This window comes from Halomonas sp. McH1-25 (assembly GCF_022348165.1).
Classification (GTDB): Bacteria; Pseudomonadota; Gammaproteobacteria; order Pseudomonadales; family Halomonadaceae; genus Modicisalibacter.
The window spans coordinates 80276-98374 of record NZ_JAKRFI010000009.1 but is presented as its reverse complement, the minus strand read 5'-3'; the positions used below and the strand labels follow the sequence as shown (position 1 = coordinate 98374).

14 protein-coding genes are annotated in these 18099 nt (G+C 58.1%); 9 read left to right on the top strand and 5 right to left on the bottom strand.

Annotated features, from left to right (window positions below; genetic code table 11):
- Positions 1-78: 78 nt before the first annotated feature.
- The gene (locus MHM84_RS18910; protein ID WP_275445863.1) at positions 79-1515 is read right to left on the bottom strand and encodes a DegQ family serine endoprotease; all 1437 of its coding nucleotides are present in this window, start codon (positions 1513-1515) and stop codon (positions 79-81) included.
- A gap of 453 nt (positions 1516-1968) precedes the next feature.
- On the opposite strand from MHM84_RS18910, the gene MHM84_RS18905 reads away from it, so the two are divergent.
- The 6 genes from MHM84_RS18905 to cydC all read left to right on the top strand — a co-directional run bounded on the left by MHM84_RS18905 (position 1969) and on the right by cydC (position 10125).
- Positions 1969-2679 (top strand): FKBP-type peptidyl-prolyl cis-trans isomerase, encoded by a 711-nt coding sequence (locus tag MHM84_RS18905; protein ID WP_239268177.1) that lies wholly within the window; start codon positions 1969-1971, stop codon positions 2677-2679.
- Between the two features lie 39 nt (positions 2680-2718).
- Positions 2719-3723 (top strand): PHB depolymerase family esterase, encoded by a 1005-nt coding sequence (locus tag MHM84_RS18900; protein ID WP_239268175.1) that lies wholly within the window; start codon positions 2719-2721, stop codon positions 3721-3723.
- Between the two features lie 367 nt (positions 3724-4090).
- Positions 4091-5500: a cytochrome ubiquinol oxidase subunit I gene (locus MHM84_RS18895; RefSeq protein ID WP_239268173.1), complete on the top strand. Its 1410-nt coding sequence runs from the start codon at positions 4091-4093 to the stop codon at positions 5498-5500.
- A 75-nt stretch (positions 5501-5575) separates the two neighbouring features.
- Entirely contained in the window at positions 5576-6574 is a 999-nt protein-coding gene (gene cydB, locus MHM84_RS18890) for a cytochrome d ubiquinol oxidase subunit II (RefSeq protein ID WP_239268171.1), read from the top strand.
- A 19-nt stretch (positions 6575-6593) separates the two neighbouring features.
- On the top strand, positions 6594-8363 hold the full coding sequence (gene cydD, locus MHM84_RS18885) for a thiol reductant ABC exporter subunit CydD (RefSeq protein WP_239268169.1): 1770 nt from the start codon (positions 6594-6596) through the stop codon (positions 8361-8363).
- Positions 8356-10125 carry a thiol reductant ABC exporter subunit CydC gene (gene cydC / locus MHM84_RS18880; protein ID WP_239268167.1) on the top strand — a complete coding sequence of 590 codons (1770 nt, stop codon included), beginning with the start codon at positions 8356-8358 and terminating at the stop codon, positions 10123-10125. Before cydD ends, cydC begins: the two co-directional genes overlap by 8 nt.
- Position 10126: 1 nt before the next feature.
- On the opposite strand, the gene MHM84_RS18875 is transcribed toward cydC, so the two are convergent.
- Positions 10127-10618: a fasciclin domain-containing protein gene (locus MHM84_RS18875; protein ID WP_239268165.1), complete on the bottom strand. Its 492-nt coding sequence runs from the start codon at positions 10616-10618 to the stop codon at positions 10127-10129.
- Between the two features lie 791 nt (positions 10619-11409).
- Here MHM84_RS18875 and MHM84_RS18870 point away from each other — a divergent pair.
- A complete protein-coding gene (locus MHM84_RS18870; protein ID WP_239268163.1) occupies positions 11410-11796 on the top strand; it encodes a hypothetical protein in 387 nt (128 codons plus the stop codon).
- Between the two features lie 285 nt (positions 11797-12081).
- Entirely contained in the window at positions 12082-12738 is a 657-nt protein-coding gene (locus MHM84_RS18865) for a thioredoxin domain-containing protein (protein WP_239268161.1), read from the top strand.
- Positions 12739-13042: 304 nt separating this feature from the next.
- Here the strand turns inward: MHM84_RS18865 and MHM84_RS18860 are convergent, their stop codons facing one another.
- From MHM84_RS18860 to MHM84_RS18850, 3 genes are read right to left on the bottom strand one after another with little or no spacing between them, the layout of a single operon-like run.
- Positions 13043-13621 (bottom strand): SCO family protein, encoded by a 579-nt coding sequence (locus MHM84_RS18860; RefSeq protein ID WP_239268159.1) that lies wholly within the window; start codon positions 13619-13621, stop codon positions 13043-13045.
- Positions 13622-13630: 9 nt separating this feature from the next.
- On the bottom strand, positions 13631-14101 hold the full coding sequence (locus MHM84_RS18855; protein WP_239268157.1) for a copper chaperone PCu(A)C: 471 nt from the start codon (positions 14099-14101) through the stop codon (positions 13631-13633).
- Complete coding sequence (locus MHM84_RS18850) at positions 14077-14862, bottom strand: cytochrome c oxidase assembly protein (RefSeq protein WP_239268155.1); 786 nt, start codon at positions 14860-14862, stop codon at positions 14077-14079. Before MHM84_RS18850 ends, MHM84_RS18855 begins: the two co-directional genes overlap by 25 nt.
- A gap of 759 nt (positions 14863-15621) precedes the next feature.
- Here MHM84_RS18850 and MHM84_RS18845 point away from each other — a divergent pair.
- On the top strand, positions 15622-17229 hold the full coding sequence (locus MHM84_RS18845; RefSeq protein WP_239268153.1) for a peptidoglycan DD-metalloendopeptidase family protein: 1608 nt from the start codon (positions 15622-15624) through the stop codon (positions 17227-17229).
- The last annotated feature ends 870 nt before the right edge of the window (positions 17230-18099 follow it).

The following is an 18099-nucleotide window of genomic DNA, read 5'->3' as shown; positions in this document are numbered from 1 at the left end:
CAGCATCGCGGGGAATCGCTTAGCCCCAACGACACGACGAGGCCCGCTGGGCCCCGTCGTCGCTCAGTGTATCACGCGTCACTGCTCGTTCTGAGCGAGGCGCAATGCCACGAACAGGGAGCGCCCATCGCGATAGATGCGTAGCGGCACCACACGGTTGCCCTCGATCTGCGCGAACACTTCGGCAAGTCGCTCGGGGGAATCGATGGCTTGCTGATCCAAGGCGACGATGATATCGCCGGCACGCACGCCTGCGGCGGCAGCCACGCCCGAGGGGGCGACCGCTGTCACGCGTACTCCAGATGGCAGGTTGTTGCGCTCCAGTATTTCCGGTTCCAGCGGCGCGACCGCGATTCCCAGACGAGTCTGAGTATCGTTCATGCCATCCTCCGTCGCTGCCTGCGTCCCGTCCTCCGGCCAGTCGCCCACGGTGACGGTCTCGTCGATACGCTCACCGTCACGCAGCACTTCGAGTTCAGCGTCGCCGCCGGGAGAGACGCGTCCAATTAGGCGCGGCAGGTTGCTGAAACGCTCGACCTGCTCATTGTTCACGGAGAGGATAATGTCGCCCGCCTGAAGCCCCGCCTCGGCGGCCGGTGAATCGAGAGCCACGTCGGCGATCAGCGCACCGCGTACACCTTCGAGGCCGAAGGATTCCGCCAGGTCACGCGACACCGGCTGAATCACTACCCCCAGCCAACCGCGGCTAACCCGCCCATCCGAGCGCAATTGATCAGCGATGTTCATCGCCACGTTGATAGGAATGGCGAAGGACAGCCCCATGAAACCGCCGCTGCGGGTAAATATCTGCGAGTTGATCCCAACCACTTCTCCATCCAGGTTGAACAGCGGCCCGCCGGAATTGCCGGGGTTGATCGCCACATCGGTCTGGATGAAAGGTACATAGGTATCGCTGGGCAGGGTGCGGTTGATGGCACTGATGATACCCGAGGTCACCGAATGGTCGAAACCGAACGGCGAGCCGATGGCGGCCACCCACTCTCCCACCTCAAGCTGTTCCGAATCGCCGATGCTCAGTGTCGGCAGGTCGGTTGCGTCGACCTTGAGCAGAGCGATATCGGTCTTGGCATCGGCACCGACCAGTTCCGCCTTGAGTTCGCGGTGATCGTTCAGGCGGACCACAATCTCATCGGCACTATCGACCACGTGGGCATTGGTCAGAATATAGCCGTCTTCACTGATGATGAAGCCGGACCCCAGCGAGCTCCGTTCCTCGCTATCACCGGGACCGCCCGATCCGGGGCCGGGTCCGAAGGGCATCTGGTCGCCAAAGAATTGGCGAAATCTCTCAGGAATCTCCTGACCCTGCGGTCCGTTGAACCGCATGTTACGCCGCTCGATTTCACGGGTAGTCGAGATATTGACGACCCCTGGCGCCGCCTGCTTGACCAGCTCGGTGAAGCCGGGTAGCTCGCGCGCCTGCACGGCCTGCGCACCGAGCATAGCCACTATCAGTAACAGCCACAGGGAGAATTGTCGTCTGACACGTTGCATTGAGTACTCCTGCTTCCATTGCGCTTGAGCAGATTCAGCATGTTGTTGGTTGCAGAGGACAGCGTGCCGTCTGCATTACGCTCGCCTTCGTTCAGTGACATTGGATGGCAGCGGAAGTGGAGAGTTCAGTGAGTGCGAAAAATCTATCGCCACCCTCTACGGCTCTCAGGACAGAATAGCGAGCAGTATGGGAACGATAACGGCACCGACTTCGCTGCAACTGATGAGGGCTCGCGAGCCATCCCAGCAGCAGGCTGGCAGCGGCATGCCGACAAGGAAGCAAGGCTTCGGCTGGCCCCGCATACGGCGTGATTGCTGATGCGGTACTTGCTCGCCTTGCTTGCGGCATGCGTGCGGAACCCGAGCCGCCCTGTTAAAGTCCCAGGGCTCCGGGTCAGCACTTATGCGGCACCGGCAATGCAACCGCAGACATATCGATCCCAGAGGAACCTTATGAAAATACTGCTGACCGCTGCTGCCTTCACCGCAGCATTGAGCGCCGCTCCGTTCGCGCTGGCAGCGCCCCAGAGCGACCAAGAAAAACTCAGCTATAGCATCGGCGCCACGCTGGGAAAGAGCCTGTCCCAGGATGTTGAGAACCTCGATATCGATGCCTTCACCCAGGCCCTGGAAGACGTCTACGCGGGTAACGACCTGCAGATGAGCCAGGAGGAAATGGCTCAGGTGCTGACCCAGTTCCAGCAGCAGAATCTGGCCGAGCAGCAGGCCAAGGCCAAGGAGGCCGCTGAGGCCAACAAGGCCGAAGGCGAGAAGTTCCTGGCCGAGAACGCCAAGAAGGCAGGCGTCGAGGTCACCGACTCCGGCCTTCAGTATAAGGTGCTGAAATCCGGCGACGGCGCCACGCCCGGGCCTAAGGACAACGTTACGGTCCACTACGAAGGTAAGCTGCTCGACGGCACCGTCTTCGATAGCTCCTATCAGCGCGGCGAGCCGGTCGAATTTCGCGTCGGCCAAGTCATCGAAGGCTGGCAGGAAGCCCTGCAGATGATGAGCGTCGGCGACACCTGGATGATCTACTTGCCATCCGACCTGGCCTATGGCCAGGCAGGCACCGGCGGTCCGATTGGCCCCAACGAGACGCTGACCTTCAAAATCGAATTGCAAGGCGTCGAAAAAGCTGGCGGCGAGAGCGAGGGCGACTGAGTGCCGTTGAAGGCGCTTCCCGCTCTTGCGGCGCTGTTAGTGACGATTCCGGTTGCGGCGGAGGAAAGTGCCTCGTCGCCGCTACCGGCGCTGACTATCGAAGCCGGTGCGATTAGCGTGATGGGCGTCTCCTCCGGCGGTTATATGGCCACCCAACTGGCGGTCGCCTGGCCGGAGCGCTTCTCGGGGTTGGCATCATTTGCTGCCGGTCCCTGGGGCTGCGCCCAGGGGGCCCTGTCACGGGCAATAACGCAGTGCATGGAGACCCGCCTGGGCCTACCCGACTTGGCGGAGCTGGAGCGCCGCTATGCGCAGTATCTCGATAACGGTCGGGTCGGCGATTCCGCAGCGCTGGCCGAGCAGCGCGTCTATCTTTGGCATGGTGGAGATGACGAGGTCATCGACCCTCGCCTGGGAGAGCTACTTGCAGAACAGTATCGCGACTGGCTCACCAATCCCGAAACTCAGCTGGCGGTCGAGCGGACGCCGACCGCCGTTCATGGTTGGCCGGTGTCGGCCGCGCAGAATAGCAATACCGATACGGTCGGCTGTACCGAAGGCGGTAGCCCGCATCTTCTGGATTGTGGCGTGGATGGCGCAGACGAGGCCCTGCAATGGCTGTACGGTACGCGAATGGAACCACCCGAGGGCGAGGGCCGCGGCAAACTGATGCGCTTCGATCAGACGAGGTATTATGACGGGCGACGCCTGGCCGACGAAGGTTATGTTTTCGTGCCCAAGGCCTGTGAGGAGGGCGCATCCTGCGGCCTAAGTGTGGTACTGCACGGCTGTCGCATGAGCGCTGGCCAGGTTGGCGAGGCGTTCGTGCGCTATTCAGGACTCAACGAATGGGCCGCACAGAATCGCCTGGTCGTGCTGTATCCCCAAGCCGAGCCCAGCCTGCCTAACCCGCAAGCCTGCTGGGACTGGTGGGGCTACGACGAGAGTAGCTGGCAACGCGATCCGGTCCATGACAGTCGGCAGGGTAAGCAGGTCCAGGCGATCAAGGCAATGGTCGATCAGATCGCTTCGTCGGGCACCTGATCGAGCGCCGCGGTTAAGGTGTGCTCGTCGAGACCTTCGGGATGGTGGCCTGCCTAGCGTGGATACCCTCGTGAGCTGTTTTGACAGAGATCATTCATCGCTCTGCCGGGCCGACGGTTAAGTGACCCATGGGTGCACGTGCAACCGTATGGCTACGATGCAGGGAAGTCACAGTATGATCTATGGCTATCTTCCAGGTTAGCGCTCTGTCAGTGATTCGATACAGGCTATTATTATGCCTACCCTAGTGGAGCGAATCCTCACGAAACCGGGATCAGAACGCTGGTAAGTATTGGCTCCGCCATGAGCGGCAGGCCTATGTCCCGATCATATCAGCGAAGCACACCGGACAAGGAGAGTCCTGCCCATGCTGGGATTAGATACCGTCGACCTGGCCCGCCTGCAATTCTCGACCACGGTGATGTATCACATCATCTTCCTAGCACTGAGTATCGGGCTATCTACCTACCTGGCCTTTCTCGAGGCGATGTGGCTGAAAACGGGCAACCGGGTCTATCTCGGCATCTATCATTACTGGTTGCCTCACTTCGCCGTAAACTACGCCGCCGGCGTGGTCTCCGGTGTCATCATGGCGTTCGAGTTCGGCACCAATTGGAGCGGTTTTTCATCCAAGGCAGGCGGCATCAACGGCGTGTTGCTGACTTACGAAGTCATTACCGCCTTTTTCCTGGAAGCCGGCTTTTTCGGCATCATGATGTTCGGCGAAGGCAGGGTCAGCCGCAAGGTGCACTTCTTCGCCACCTGTATCGTGGCCCTGGGAGCCTACATCTCGACATTCTGGATTCTGGCCTCGAACAGCTGGATGCAGACGCCGGCGGGCTATGCCATTGAGAATGGCCGGTTCATTCCGGAGAACTGGTGGCATGTAATATTCAATCCCTCCCAGCCCTTCCGCTTCGTACACATGTCGCTGGCCGCGCTGATCGCCACGGCCTTTGTCGTGGCCGGCATCGCCGCCTGGCACCTGTACCGTAACAACCGCGATACCGTGGCCCGCAAAATGCTCTCGATGGCCCTGTGGATGCTGACCTTCGTCGTGCCGTTGCAAATCGTAGCGGGTGACGTGCATGGTCTGAATACGCTTGAGCATCAGCCGGCCAAGGTGGCTGCCATGGAAGCCTACTGGAAGATCGAGCCCGAGCGCGCCGGCATGCCTATGGTGGTGTTCGCCTGGCCGGATCCGGAACAGGAGAAGAACCGCTATACCCTGGAGATCCCACGCCTGAGCAGCCTGTACCTGACCCACTCGCTGACCGGCAAGATACAGGGCCTGGAACAGTGGCCGGAAGACGAACGGCCCTACGTTCCGCTGGTGTTCTATGCGTTCCGACTGATGGTCTACCTGGGCTTTGCCATGCTTGGCCTGGTCGCGCTCTCGCTGTGGCTGCGCAAGCGCAAGCGACTCTACGATTCGCGCTGGTTTCTGGTATTGACGATGCTGGCGACACCGGCCGGTGTGATTGCCATCGAGGCGGGCTGGGTCACCACCGAAGCCGGGCGTCAGCCTTGGATAATCTACGGCCTGCTGCGTACCGTCGAGGGCGTCTCGCCATTCAGCGTCTCTACCTTGGTCACTAGCCTAGTGGGGCTTTGGGGTATCTATACGCTAATTTTCGCCATCGGTGCCTACTTCTTCTTCAAGCTGGTCCGTCGCACACCCGAAGAATCCCTACCAGCCGAAGAACAGCATGATGACGCGCAGGAGAATCGTGCCCCCAGGCATCCCTTCAGCCGGCGATCCCGGCGAGACTCATGATACTGCGCCTGTCAAACAGGGAAGTGAAATGGAGCAATACGTCCAAGGACTGGGCAAACGGCATAGGAAACACGCATGAACAATGAACTCTTTCCCATCGTCTGGTTCGGGCTGATCGGCTTCGCGCTGACCCTGTACGTGATTCTGGACGGCTTCAGCCTGGGTATCGGGATCCTGTTTCCTTTTGTCAGGGACGACGAACAGCGCGGCATCATGCTCACCTCTGCCTCGCCGTTCTGGGATGGCAACCAGACCTGGCTGGTCCTCAGCACCGCCGGACTGTACGGTGCTTTCCCGCTGGTTTACGCCTCGCTGCTGCCCGCCATGTACCTGCCGCTGGTCCTGATGCTGATGTGCCTATTCTTTCGCGGCATGACGTTCGAGTTTCGTTCCGAAGCGGACTCCTACAAGGGCTTCGACATAGGCTTCAGCATCGCGACCCTTGCCGTCGCCTTCATCCAGGGCATGATCGTAGGCAGCGTGATCGGCGGGCTCGCCTCGGATGATAGCAACTTCGCCGAGGATGCCTTCGGCTGGTTTTCCTGGTTTGGCCTCTGTACCGGTGCCGCCCTGGTGATCGGCTACGCCTTGCTGGGGGCCGCCTGGCTGATCGTGAAGACCGAAGGCCGGCTGCAGCGGAGATTCTACTCCATGGTTCGGCCGCTGATGAGCCTGTTCGTTGTCTCAATGCTGACGGTCGTGGTCTGGACCCCGTTCGTCAACGAACGTATTGCCGAACGCTGGTCCCGGTTCCCCAACCTGCTGTGGCTGGGCCTTGTCGCCGTGCTGATGCTGGGCCTAGCCGTCGCCACCGTACGCAGTGCCGCACGCCGCCATGAAAAGCGTATCTTTCTGCTGGTGGTAGCCATGTTCGTCTTGGGGCTGATCGGCCTGATCGCCAGCCTCTATCCCATCATGCTGCCGCCGGATATCACTCTCTGGAAAGCCGCCTCGAGCCGCTCCAGTCAGCAATTCCTGCTGGTGGGCTACGCGATCATGATACCCATTACTCTGGGCTATACCGCGTACAGCTACCGAGTGTTCCGCGGTAAGGTGCGCGAGAGCGAAGAGTGACATCACTGTCGGAGCGGACATGAAGAAAGATACCCTGACTCTACGCCGATGGCTGGCCGCCAGGGCCCGCCAAGGTGGCGTCTGGCCGCGTATCGCAGTGCTCGCCGGCAGCGCGTCGACATTGCTGCTCTTCGTACAGGCCTGGGCTATTGCCACCGTCGCGCAGCGCATGGTCATCGACGAAGCGCCTTTTACCAGCCTTGCCGTTCCCTTGCTCGTTCTGCCCTTTGCCTTTATTGGACGCGGCGCACTGGCTTGGCTAAAGACCGAGGCCGGCACACACGGCGCCCTTCTCGTCAGGCAGTCGATTCGCCATGAGCTGTTTCAGCGTATCGGTGAACTCGGCCCGCTGTGGGCGCGTCGTCAGCACAGCGCGACCCTGGGCAATCGTGTCTGGGACCAGGTCGATGCTCTGCATGGTTATTACGCCGACTATCGTCCACAGGTCATGCTGTGTTTGACCATTCCCGTGCTTATCCTGCTCGCCGTATTCCCGCTGAACTGGGCGGCGGGCCTGATCCTGCTGGTCACTGCACCCTTCATACCGCTCAACATGGCCATGGTCGGCATCGGCGCCAAGCAATGCCAGCAAGCGCAGTTTCGCGAAATGACGCGCATGAGCCGGCATTTCCTCGATACCCTCCGCGGCCTGCCGACCCTCAAGCTGTTCGGGGTCAGCCGCGCACAGGCCGACGTGGTACACGAAGTCTCAGAAAACTTTCGTACACGCACCATGCGTGTGCTGCGCCTAGCGTTTCTTTCGTCCACGCTGCTCGAGTTCTTCAGCTCGCTGTCGATTGCATTGCTGGCGATCTACATCGGCTTTGTCTATTTGGGGCATTTTGACTTCGGCACCTGGGAACGTGAACTGGACCTGTTCGCCGGTCTGTTCATCTTGGTAGTCGCCCCGGATTTCTACCAGCCTCTACGCGACCTGGGCTCGCATTATCACGCCAAGGCCGAAGCGGAAGCCGCCGCCGAGGACTTGATGCCTCTGCTCGAATCGTCCGCAGCCAACGGATCGAATGGATCCGACTGGCCGGTGCCCGAGTGCCTGGGCCTGACCTTGGAAAACGTCACCTGCCGCTACCCCGGGCAACAGGCTCCCGCTCTCGATGGGGTCAGTGTCGACATTCGTCCGGGCGATACCTTGGCGGTCATCGGCCCGAGCGGCGCAGGCAAGACTACCCTGCTCAATCTGCTGATGGGGTTCCTGTCGCACGAGGCCGGTACATTGATGACGCATGACGGCACGCGCATCGATGCGCTGGCTCCCGAGGCTTGGCAGCAGGCTATCGGCTGGGTCGGTCAGCATCCAGCCATCCTGTCCGGCACGCTGGCCGACAACCTGCTCCTGGCCGCCCCGGATGCCGATGATGAGGCGATCTGGCAAGCGCTGGTAGACGCTGACCTGGCCGATTGGGCCAATGTGCTACCCCAGGGATTGGCGACGCCGCTGGGCGCCGGTGGCCAGCCGGTTTCCGGCGGGCAGGCACGGCGAATCGCTCTGGCCCGGGTATTTCTGCGCCAAGCGCCGCTGATTCTTCTCGACGAGCCAACCGCCAGCCTGGACCGTGACAGTGAGGCACGTATCATGCGAGCCCTCGCGCGTCTCAAGCCAGATCATACTGTGGTGATGCTGACTCATCGCCTCGATCTGCTGCAGTTGGCCGATCGCGTTCTGGTACTCGACCGCGGTCGGGTCCGGGGCGTCGATACCCTGGATGCGCTACGCACGCGCCACGATCTCTGCGACGCCACCCGTTTCGTGGAGGACAGCCATGCCTGACGCCTCTCGCTCGGTAAAACATACGGACCTTCTCCGGCCCTACCTGAAACAGATGCAGCCGTTATCCCTATGGCTGGGCCTTGGCGTTTTTCTCAGCCTGGTGACGCTGCTTTCTAGCATCGGCATGATCGCACTTTCTGGCTGGTTCTTGAGCGCCTCGGCCTTGGCCGGGTTGTCGTTCACCACGGCAGCCGCCTTCAACTATTTTTTGCCCTCAGCAGGCATTCGCCTGTTCGTGTTGACGCGCACCGCCGGCCGCTATGGCGAACGCGTGACCTCCCATGAAGGCACGTTGAGGCTGCTGTCGCTGCTGCGCCGGCATATCTACGAAGCCATTGAGCCGCTTTCGCCCACCGCCCTGCTTCGCTACGGCAGTGGCGATCTGCTGACGCGTCTCACGGCCGACATTGATGCGCTGGACAGCCTGTATCTCCGGGTACTGTCACCCTCGCTCGTCGCCCTGTTCGCCATCGTTGGCTGCGGCGTGGCGATCGGCGTTTTCGCCCCAGGGGTCGGTCTGTTCGCCGGCGCCGCCCTGCTGGCATCCGGTGTCATCGGTCCATGGCTCGCCTGGCGATTGGGCCACAACCACACGGCACGCTGGCATGCTATCAATGGCCAGATTCGCAGCCGGCTGATCGAGCGGCTCGCCACGTTGCCGGAGCTGCTGCTGTACGGCCGCTGGCGGCACGAGACAGATAGCCTTTTCGAGGCCCAGTACTATCGTGACGAGGAGGAGCGCCATTCGGCCAGGCTATGGGGAATGTCGCAGCTGCTATCGCAAACACTGCTGGGTCTGACCCTGACTGCTACGCTGGCCATGGCCGCCTGGCTGGCCAGCCATGATAGTCTCGATCCCACACTGATCATCCTGATGGGGTTGGCGGTCCTGGCCGCCTTCGAGGCCATTGCCCTGCTGCCCCAGGCCTGGCAGAACCTGGGACGAATCCGGCACGCCGCACAGCGGCTCGATACCCTGCGCTCGCAGGTTCCGGAGATTGCCTACCCAGAGGCCGACCATGCCTGCCCTGCCGATGCCAGCCTCGCCATCGACGATGTTCATGTCGCTTTCGATGATGGCACCCAGGCGCTGAAGGGCGTAACGCTGAGCGTCAACGCTGGCGAACACCTCGCCCTGCTGGGCCCTTCGGGCAGTGGCAAGACCACCCTATTCGATGCCCTGGTGCGCTTTGTCGAACCCCAACGCGGCGAACTGCGCCTGGGTGATGTTGCGCTTGGCAACCTGAGCGAGGAGACCTTGCGTGACTCGTTCGCCGTGGCGCCACAGGATATTCACCTGTTCGTGGCAAGCTACCGCGAGAACCTGCGATTGGCCGCCCCCGAGGCTACCGATGCGGATATGACCGACCTATTGGCGGCACTCGGCCTGGATGAGTGGCTCGCCAGCCAACCCGAAGGGCTCGACAGTTATCCCGACGAAGGCGGTAGTTCGCTTTCCGGCGGGCAATTGCGTCGCTTTGGGGTGGCCCGCGCCCTGCTGTCTCCGGCCCCGGTCGTGCTTCTCGATGAACCCACCGAAGGGCTTGATGAGACCACGGCAGCCCAGGTATTTGACGTGATCGAACGCCGCTGCAGCGAACGCACTTTGTTACTGATCACGCATCGTCCGGCCGGCCTTGAACGCCTGGACCGGGTCGCTGTAATCGAAACCGGGCATTTACAGGAGATCGGCTCGCCCCAGGCGTTGCTGGCACAGCCGGACAGTCGCTTTGCCGCCCTCAACCGGCAGGTCGCCCTCTAAGTTACCGGCTGGATCTATCGTTGTTGGTCTTGTTGGGAGGTCCGGGCAGGAACAGGTTCTGATAGTGCGGCATCAGCACTCTATCGATGCCATAGAGAATGCCGTTGCTGGTATGCTTTGCTGGCACCACGACCTTGGCATCGTTGGCCATCAGTTGGCCATCCTGTCGCTTGATATAGAACTGCTGCGTCAACGCCTGGACATGCCCGACCACATCCGCCTCGTCCTCGGGAATTCGCCCAGGCACGATATAATAGCGAAGCAATTTCCTCAGGTCGGCGACATGTTCAGAACTGAACAGAATCTCTCGCTTGTCCTCGGGCATCCGGGCAAAGGCCTCATCGGTCGGCGCAAAGATCGTGAAAGGACCGTCCCCCTCCATCTCAGCTACCATGCCGGTCTTGGCAAGTGCCTTCATATACACATCGAAATGGCCGGATTGCCTGGCCGCATCAAGCAGATCGCCAGGCTCCGTTTTAGCATGTGCTGACAAGACGACCCCTGAAAATGTGAGGACGATCCAAGCTCTCAGAAAGACGGTTCTATTCCTTATCATGCAATCTCCGTTAATTAACGCCTACAAGTGTCTCAATTGTAGTTGAGCTTCCCCTAGTGGCAGGGGCTGCGGCCTGAGGACGCATATTGTAAGCCTCGTCCCTCTATAGCAAGCGAGCAGTGGTGTGTGGTCAATATTTTATATAGCCGATCAGGGGCTTAATCTTCGCAACATAGTAGCGGTATTGTTTTAAACAATTAAACACTGTTACCTTACAGTTACAGTTCAGTTATCGCGAAAAGTTAGGCATGATCCTGGAGCTTGGTCATAAATGCATTTCCGCCCAATATAAATGGCTGGGAACCTTGCAATATGGTCAACGTCGTTCTAGCTTACCCAATAGTATTTTAGAAATCATCAGTCTAGTTAGCAGTTTACCTTTATGGGGATAACATTGTGTTAGCTGAAGCGCTGCTTAGAGGGGGAGTGATTGGTCTCATCGGCATGTTATCATTAATTGCCGGTGGCATTTGGTCAGCGCTTCGCGAGCCTTCAAGGCGTACCCGTTCAGTGGTTCAGCACCTTGCGGCTGGTGCAGTATTTGCTGGCCTGACAGCAGAAGTCCTTAAGCGGCTCTTAGAAGACCCCTCCGGGCCTTGGATCATGGGAATTGGCATGGCATTGGGCCTCGGCTTGATGCTGTTTATCAGAAGCTATGGCCAAAGTAGTGGCAGTGTATAGCCCTCGGTTTCACTATCATTGCTGATGTGCTGGCAGATGGCGTACTAATGGGCCTTGCTATCAATTCCAGCAGTAACCCACCGAGCATGGTCTCTATCGTTTTTGTGATTGCCCTTATTCCAGAGCTTATCTTCTTGGGATTAACGCTAACTGATGAAATAGGAGGGGATGACTGGGGTAAATTTAAACGAATAGGAATGCCTGGGCTAGTCGGCATTGGCGTTGTTGTTGGCGGCATGTTAGGAGGTTGGGCTAGCACAGGAGGCGATAACATCAAGACATTTATCGAAGCGTTTGGGGCAGTAGCACTGGCTTATCTGGTTGTGGAAGAATTACTACGAGAGGCACATAAGCAAGAATCCAATCCTCTGATCGCCGGAATGTTCTTTGCTGGTTTCATCCCATTCTTTATAGCTGCGGCGATTTTTAGCTAAACGAAGCTCGATACCCGTTCTCCGGCAGTATTCGTCTTCCGAGGCCGGCGCGTCGATCGGGTAATGCTGCTCTGGTGGGACGACCAATGGCTGCCTCTTCTTAAATGCTTGATCATGACCGCTTCGCCTGGCTCCAAGCAAAGGAAGGTATCATCCATCCAATATCAGCCGAAGCGCCGTACTGCTCGAAGGCATTGGCTGGCGACTGCCCGCCCAGCCCTGCTGCCTGATCTATCGTTTCACGCTATGCTGTGGTGTCATGACCACTCGCTTGGGAGGATCCCAATGACCAGAAAGACTATCTCCTTTACCGTCATAATCGTCGCCGTGGCCATAGCAGCGGCTATGTTTATTTATTCCAGCACTGCATCGCTGCAAGCAGCGGATACTGAGCCATCCGCAGAAGATCGGGAAAACCGTCTGGAGCGTTCCTATTCGCCTAGTTTTGGCCCACAGGATGCTCCCGTGACCATCGTGGAGTTTTTTGATCCCTCCTGTGAGGCTTGCCGGGCCTTCTACCCGATAGTGAAGCGAATCCTCGCCGAGAATCCCAACGATGTCCGCCTTGTCCTGAGGTATACACCATTCCATAAGGGCTCGGAGGAAGTGGTACGCCTCCTTGAGGCTGCAAGGCTACAAGGAGTTTTCAAGTCAGTTCTTGAGGCGGTGCTTGCCGCGCAGCCAGAGTGGGCAGCTCACGGCAGACCGCGTCTCGATAAAGCTTGGGTAGCAGCGGAAGCTGCAGGTCTTGATGTTGAAACAGCACGGCAAAGTATGATCAGGCCGGATATAGACGCTACCATTAACCAGGACAAAGAGGATGTAGCGGCGCTAGGCATCATGAAAACCCCGACATTTTTCGTCAATGGCCAGCCACTTCCCTCATTTGGTGTGCAGCAACTAAAAGACCTAGTTCGTGAGGAGATCGCCTCCAGTAATTAAAGATATAACCCGCCACGCCGTTTGCTACCCGGCTGACTGAGGGGTAATCCTGGCTGGCATGTGGCCAATGGCCGTTATATGAAGGCAGCCATAGACGGCCTGCATGCTCAATCCGACGGGCTGTGCCGCTATCGGGAGGACACAGGCCATCGTTGCGTACTGTGGCTGGGTAGCAGAAACTAGCTGTTACGGCTCGTATCGAGGGGATGAGTGTCCTGCGTTGGTCTGCAGCCTGATCGGTATAGGCAAGCTCAACGTTCTCGATCCCATGTCTGTCTGGGCGATGTAACAAGAGGCTCAAAGGTTAACTGCTGGCTAGGAGCTGACGCAGGTCGCCGACAACGGCCTCCCTTGGGTCGCTCTCACGTATCAGAAGTTGCACTTCCCCGTCGCGATCGAATGCGAATACAGCACTTGAATGCGACACATCGTAGTTGCCGGCTTCATCCTTTTCTCCGTAGCCGTAGGTCACGCGATAGCGGCGCGTTAGTGCCTCCAATGCGGCCTTGTCACCGGTAAGACCGATGAATTCGGCGCCAAAGGCATCAGTATATTCGCTTAGTGTCTCGGGATCGTCGCGGGCCGGATCGACTGATACAAATAATACCTGCAAGTTACCACGTGCCTCTTCCCCCAACTCATCTGAGATTGTTGCGAGATGCGAGAGCGTCGTCGGACAGATATCGGGGCAGTGAGTGAAACCGAAAAAGAGCAGCGTGACTTGCCCACGGTAATCCTCAGCACTGACCGTCCTTCCATTCTCGTTTGTCAGCTCGAATTCCAGTGGCGGCATGAGCCCAGAGATATCTTTAGTCTGCCAGCTTGGCTCGGAACAGCCGACAAGCAACATGACCCCTAGCAACAGCAGTAGCTTCTTGCACATTGTTCTCACCTATAACGAAGCCGGCGAAACGGCGCGAAAAACCACCGGCGTGCGCCTGCCATCTTCAAACTCGAGCGTGACGGTCACCTCATCACCCAAAGCCAGAGGCTGTCCGCGCTCCATGAGCATGAGGTGATAACCGCCCGGTGCGAACTCGACAGTCTCTCCCGGCGCAAGCTCAAGGCGCGGCACTGGCTCCATGCTTGCCACTCCGTTCTCTTGTATGCTTTGGTGCATCCTCACGCGCCCGAAAGTGGCGCTATCCGCGCCCACCAAGGCCGCGGATTCGTCACCAGTGTTGCTCAGGCTGAAGTAGCCCGCCGCAGGCAAATCTCCCGGTAGCAATCGCAGGCGGGGAGTCTCGACTTCGATATCGGCGGCGGCTAGAGAAGAAAGCAGGAGCAGCCCCAGGTTCCACAGCAGTCGCCGGTCAAACCGCAACATCTTTCTCCTCTTCACTGTAAAGATAAAGCTTGCCATCGGTTTTCCCCAAGGAGGTAGCGGATCACGATCAGAACCCCGAGCACGCTCATCATGGTCGCCGGAATCCAGGTAATCAGGCCGCCGAGCTGTTGATCCGCCAATGGCGCGAGCGGCCAAGCACGGCCGCACACAGCATAGACGTCAAACAGCTCATATTTACTGAAGGTGAGATAAGCGCCCAGAAAAATCTGTGGCGGCACCACCGCAAGAAGCACGACAATACGCGTTCCATAGCCGAGCCCGCCCTGCTCTGGCGTCCGTGGGTCGAGCATCAACCACCAGAACAGCAGCCCATCAAGCATCATGCTCCAGTTCATTACTTGGTAGAGCTGGCGGCTCAACATCGCGTCAAAGTGAACCTCTGGAATGAGCCAGAAGTAGATCAGCCCGACGAATAACATCGGCGCTACAACCGGATGCTGCAGAAGACGATACAAAGGCCAGAGTATGCGCACTGCGATCGCACGCCCTGGGAAACCTTTCATCTGATTCGGCACGCCTGCGGCCAGCACCGGTAGCGGTGCAGCCAAGGCGATGAGAAACGGTGCTGCATGGTGCAGGACCAGATGCTGAGCACGGTGCGTGAAGAACATGTACTGCGCTAGGTAGTCGTAATGGGTCTGCGTCACTGCATAGATCGCTACGACACCCAGGAAGAAGGCGAGCGGTCGCCAAAAGCCTTCAGCCTTCCCGCTACGCCGCCGCCGGCTTAACCACGCAGGTATAGACCTACCATAGCTAGGCAGGCGAGAGCCCAAGCCGGCGAGAATTCCCAAGGCAACAGGTAGGCGAGAACCCGCTCCAGTTCTACCATCTCTCCTCCTCTACAGAGGCGGACCTACCTAAACGCCTCGCGCGCTGTTCACGCAGCGAAACTGCCATGGCAAGCACATAAAGGCAGTCGGGAGCGTGCTTGGTCCGACCTTGTCGCCTCATGTACGACTGCTTCGCCTACGAGCCCCAGACAATGGCCACCTCGCGGGTATCTTGGTCGCTGCAACCCCAGTGCGCCCCATTCCTGCAAGACCCACCGCCTATCATGGTGTGGACATCCGAGACCCGCGTCTAAACCTAAGATAGGATTAAACACTAATTTTACCAACCCCTGATTATCCACTAATTATACGGCTGAGATGCCCTCAACCTGGCTAAGATTACGCTCATTGCCGCCTATTAGGATGAAATTTATTTCCTTCCTCACCTATCACGGTGGGCTTATCGCTAGGGAATTTGTTGACTTAGCTTGAAGAGAAGCATAGCGTTCCGCATAATAATTACATTGTTGCAATGATTCGCCATGTGGCATCAGCTTGCCCTGTAGGGTAGGCATATCGTGCTGCTTGGGTTAAGGTGCTGTCATTTCACTTCACCTGACCTGTTGCTAAGTTTCCATGCCAAGAGTCCTTCACTCACTGCCCCGCACCCATAAGCTACTGATTTTGCCCGTAGCTACGATAGTTACGTTTCTGGGCGCACAAGAAATATTCTCTTTTTTAGAGGCTTACGATAGGGACAGCATGCCCCCCGCCGAGGCCAGCTTGCTAAGCATTGGGCTGCCAACCGATTTTCAGGCGCAGGCTGACATCAAGCCGGATGCCAAAGCCAGCATCAACTATGCGAGTCCCGTTCAGGAGCCGACCGGGCTCGTCAAGCCCACTGTAGATTCTTCGCAACAGACCTCCCTGCCGCCCCGCCTGATAGCAGGCGAAGTTATTGATACCCGCTTTCTTAGCGCAACGACCCAAGGCACCACCATTCGTGCGTCCACGCTGGCAAGACCCAGCGCTCACACGCCTAAGCCAGAAGGTGATGAGGAGGCTGACAAATTGGACAGCCAGGCGCTGCACTTGGCGATGCAGCTTACCGGACCGGTAAATGGAACCAGCGATAGCGAATCTGACGGTACTTCCTATGATGGCTTATCTATCGACCCACTGATACTCAACGATGGGGAGGTCGATCTGCAGGAGGAACTGGCAGCCAACGAGAAGTTTGTCCCATCATGGGAAACTTACACCATCCAGGCCGGTGATACCTTCGCAGACATGGCTGAACGTACCCTAGGGCTAGGCTATAGCGACGTTATGAAACTTCTCGAAGAGATCCCGAACAAGAAGGCCTTCACACGCTGGCGTATCGGTGACAGCTTCGACTTCAAAATTAACGAAGCCGGTGAATTGTTGGCGCTACGGATCATGGAGGACGCACGTTCCGGCCTCCTGATAAAACGCGACCTCGATAGCAAGAGCTTCGAGGTTACTCGCTTTGAGAAAGCGGCTCAGACAACGGAGCGATTGTTTGCGGGCACAGTCAATGGCAGCTTTGCTCAGTCAGCCAGCGCCACTGGCCTATCTTACGCAGAAGTGGCGGAACTGAGCTCTCTTCTTTCTAAAAGGATTAACTTCCGCCGTGACGCCCGGCGCGGGGATCAGTTCCAGGTGCTAGTAGAAACCGACATGATCGAGGGCCAGGCTACCGATTCACGTATCCTTGCTGCTCACTACGCAGGCGAGAAAATAGACTTAGCTGTCGTTCGCAACTCCACGGATGACCGTTTCTATACCCCGGAGGGTTACAGTCTTGCCCCAGCCTTCAACCGGAAGCCATTCGATGGTACTTACAGGATCAGCTCGTCTTTTAACTTGCGCCGTAAGCACCCGATCACTGGCCGAATTAGTCCGCACCGAGGCACTGACTTTGCAGTAATTACTGGCACTTCTATTCAGTCTCCAGCGGATGGGCGCGTTGTAAAATCGGCCTATCAGGCAAATGGGGCGGGAAATTACGTTGTGATCCGCCATGACAACGGCTATAAGACTCGCTATATGCACCTGTCCAAGCGCTTGGTGTCTGAGGGTGAGCGCGTCTCCATAGGCCAGGAGATCGCACTATCCGGCAACACAGGCCGCAGCACGGGACCACATCTTCATTACGAACTGATGGTCAATAACAGCCAGGTCGACGCCATGCGTGTCAAGCTGCCGGAAGGCAAGCGTTTATCTGGGCAAGCGCTCGCAGCCTTTAAAAAGGAATCCAAGCAACTGTTAGCTCAGCTTGAGCATGATACGGACGGCTCCATGGTCGCTAGTCGATCGAAACTACCCTCACAGAACGAGGGTAGTTGATTTGATGGAGGGCTAGCGATGCATGTCAGCGGGTTCGCTCTAGATAATGCGTGACCCTCTTGGACTGTATCTCAGGGAGGCGAAATCCCGCCTCCTGAAGACTGCTGGTTTCTTAGGGGGACCAGCCACTCCTTCAACCTGCCTCAGCTATCGCAACTTGCATGAAACAAATGAATAAGCTTTTGTTATCCGCACTGACTCTGGGCTGCCTCTCAATGGCGCTCGTCTACCTCTCCACGCAAGAACTAGGCGGGCCTGAAGCTGTTACTATTCAATCAATAGAGAGAACCCGCAAGCCCAGCGCAGCGGAGGCCAAGAACACTTCAAAACACCAGCAAGGCCCTCGACACTCAGCCGCCAGTGAGGCCTACCCTCCTCACTTCGAGCCGAAGCCCCACGTGTATGAGATCTAAGCTGTTTCCGGAACCATGGATAGGTTTTCAGTTGCGACTTGATCAGTGAAGCCGTTGTCCTTCCTTTCATGAGCAATCTTTTCCCTTTACCCATATGTAGTGGTCGACTAAGAGGATGTTTACAAAAAAATAAGTAGCTGAGACGATGGGGTTTCTACCACTCAGGGAGAGATCCATTGTCGCAAGGTGGACGACCAAGAAAGCTCGGTGAAGCTGAAAAAAAGCCTGCTTCGTCAGCTTGTTGAAGAATAACAACTGGCAACACTCAGTGAGCTCACGGATACTTTTGCCGACGGACAGGCCTCTCCGTGCATCACATGACCATACGCAGGCGCCTGGAAGAGATGGGCATTCGGCGTGAGCGCGCGGCAACACTCCCTGCCCGCCAGGATGAGCCAGAACGTCGTTATGGCTATCAACAAGCCAATCGCCGTCAACGCCCCGAACAGTGCTATCT

Bases quoted from the DNA above. Each gene is read 5' to 3' on its own strand.
- MHM84_RS18910 (WP_275445863.1), bottom strand. From the start codon at position 1,515: ATGCAACGTGTCAGACGACAATTCTCCCTGTGGCTGTTACTGATAGTG.
- MHM84_RS18905 (WP_239268177.1), top strand. From the start codon at position 1,969: ATGAAAATACTGCTGACCGCTGCTGCCTTCACCGCAGCATTGAGCGCC.
- MHM84_RS18895 (WP_239268173.1), top strand. From the start codon at position 4,091: ATGCTGGGATTAGATACCGTCGACCTGGCCCGCCTGCAATTCTCGACC.
- cydB (WP_239268171.1), top strand. From the start codon at position 5,576: ATGAACAATGAACTCTTTCCCATCGTCTGGTTCGGGCTGATCGGCTTC.
- cydD (WP_239268169.1), top strand. From the start codon at position 6,594: ATGAAGAAAGATACCCTGACTCTACGCCGATGGCTGGCCGCCAGGGCC.
- cydC (WP_239268167.1), top strand. From the start codon at position 8,356: ATGCCTGACGCCTCTCGCTCGGTAAAACATACGGACCTTCTCCGGCCC.
- MHM84_RS18870 (WP_239268163.1), top strand. From the start codon at position 11,410: ATGGGCCTTGCTATCAATTCCAGCAGTAACCCACCGAGCATGGTCTCT.
- MHM84_RS18865 (WP_239268161.1), top strand. From the start codon at position 12,082: ATGACCAGAAAGACTATCTCCTTTACCGTCATAATCGTCGCCGTGGCC.
- MHM84_RS18860 (WP_239268159.1), bottom strand. From the start codon at position 13,621: ATGTGCAAGAAGCTACTGCTGTTGCTAGGGGTCATGTTGCTTGTCGGC.
- MHM84_RS18855 (WP_239268157.1), bottom strand. From the start codon at position 14,101: ATGGCAAGCTTTATCTTTACAGTGAAGAGGAGAAAGATGTTGCGGTTT.
- MHM84_RS18845 (WP_239268153.1), top strand. From the start codon at position 15,622: ATGCCCCCCGCCGAGGCCAGCTTGCTAAGCATTGGGCTGCCAACCGAT.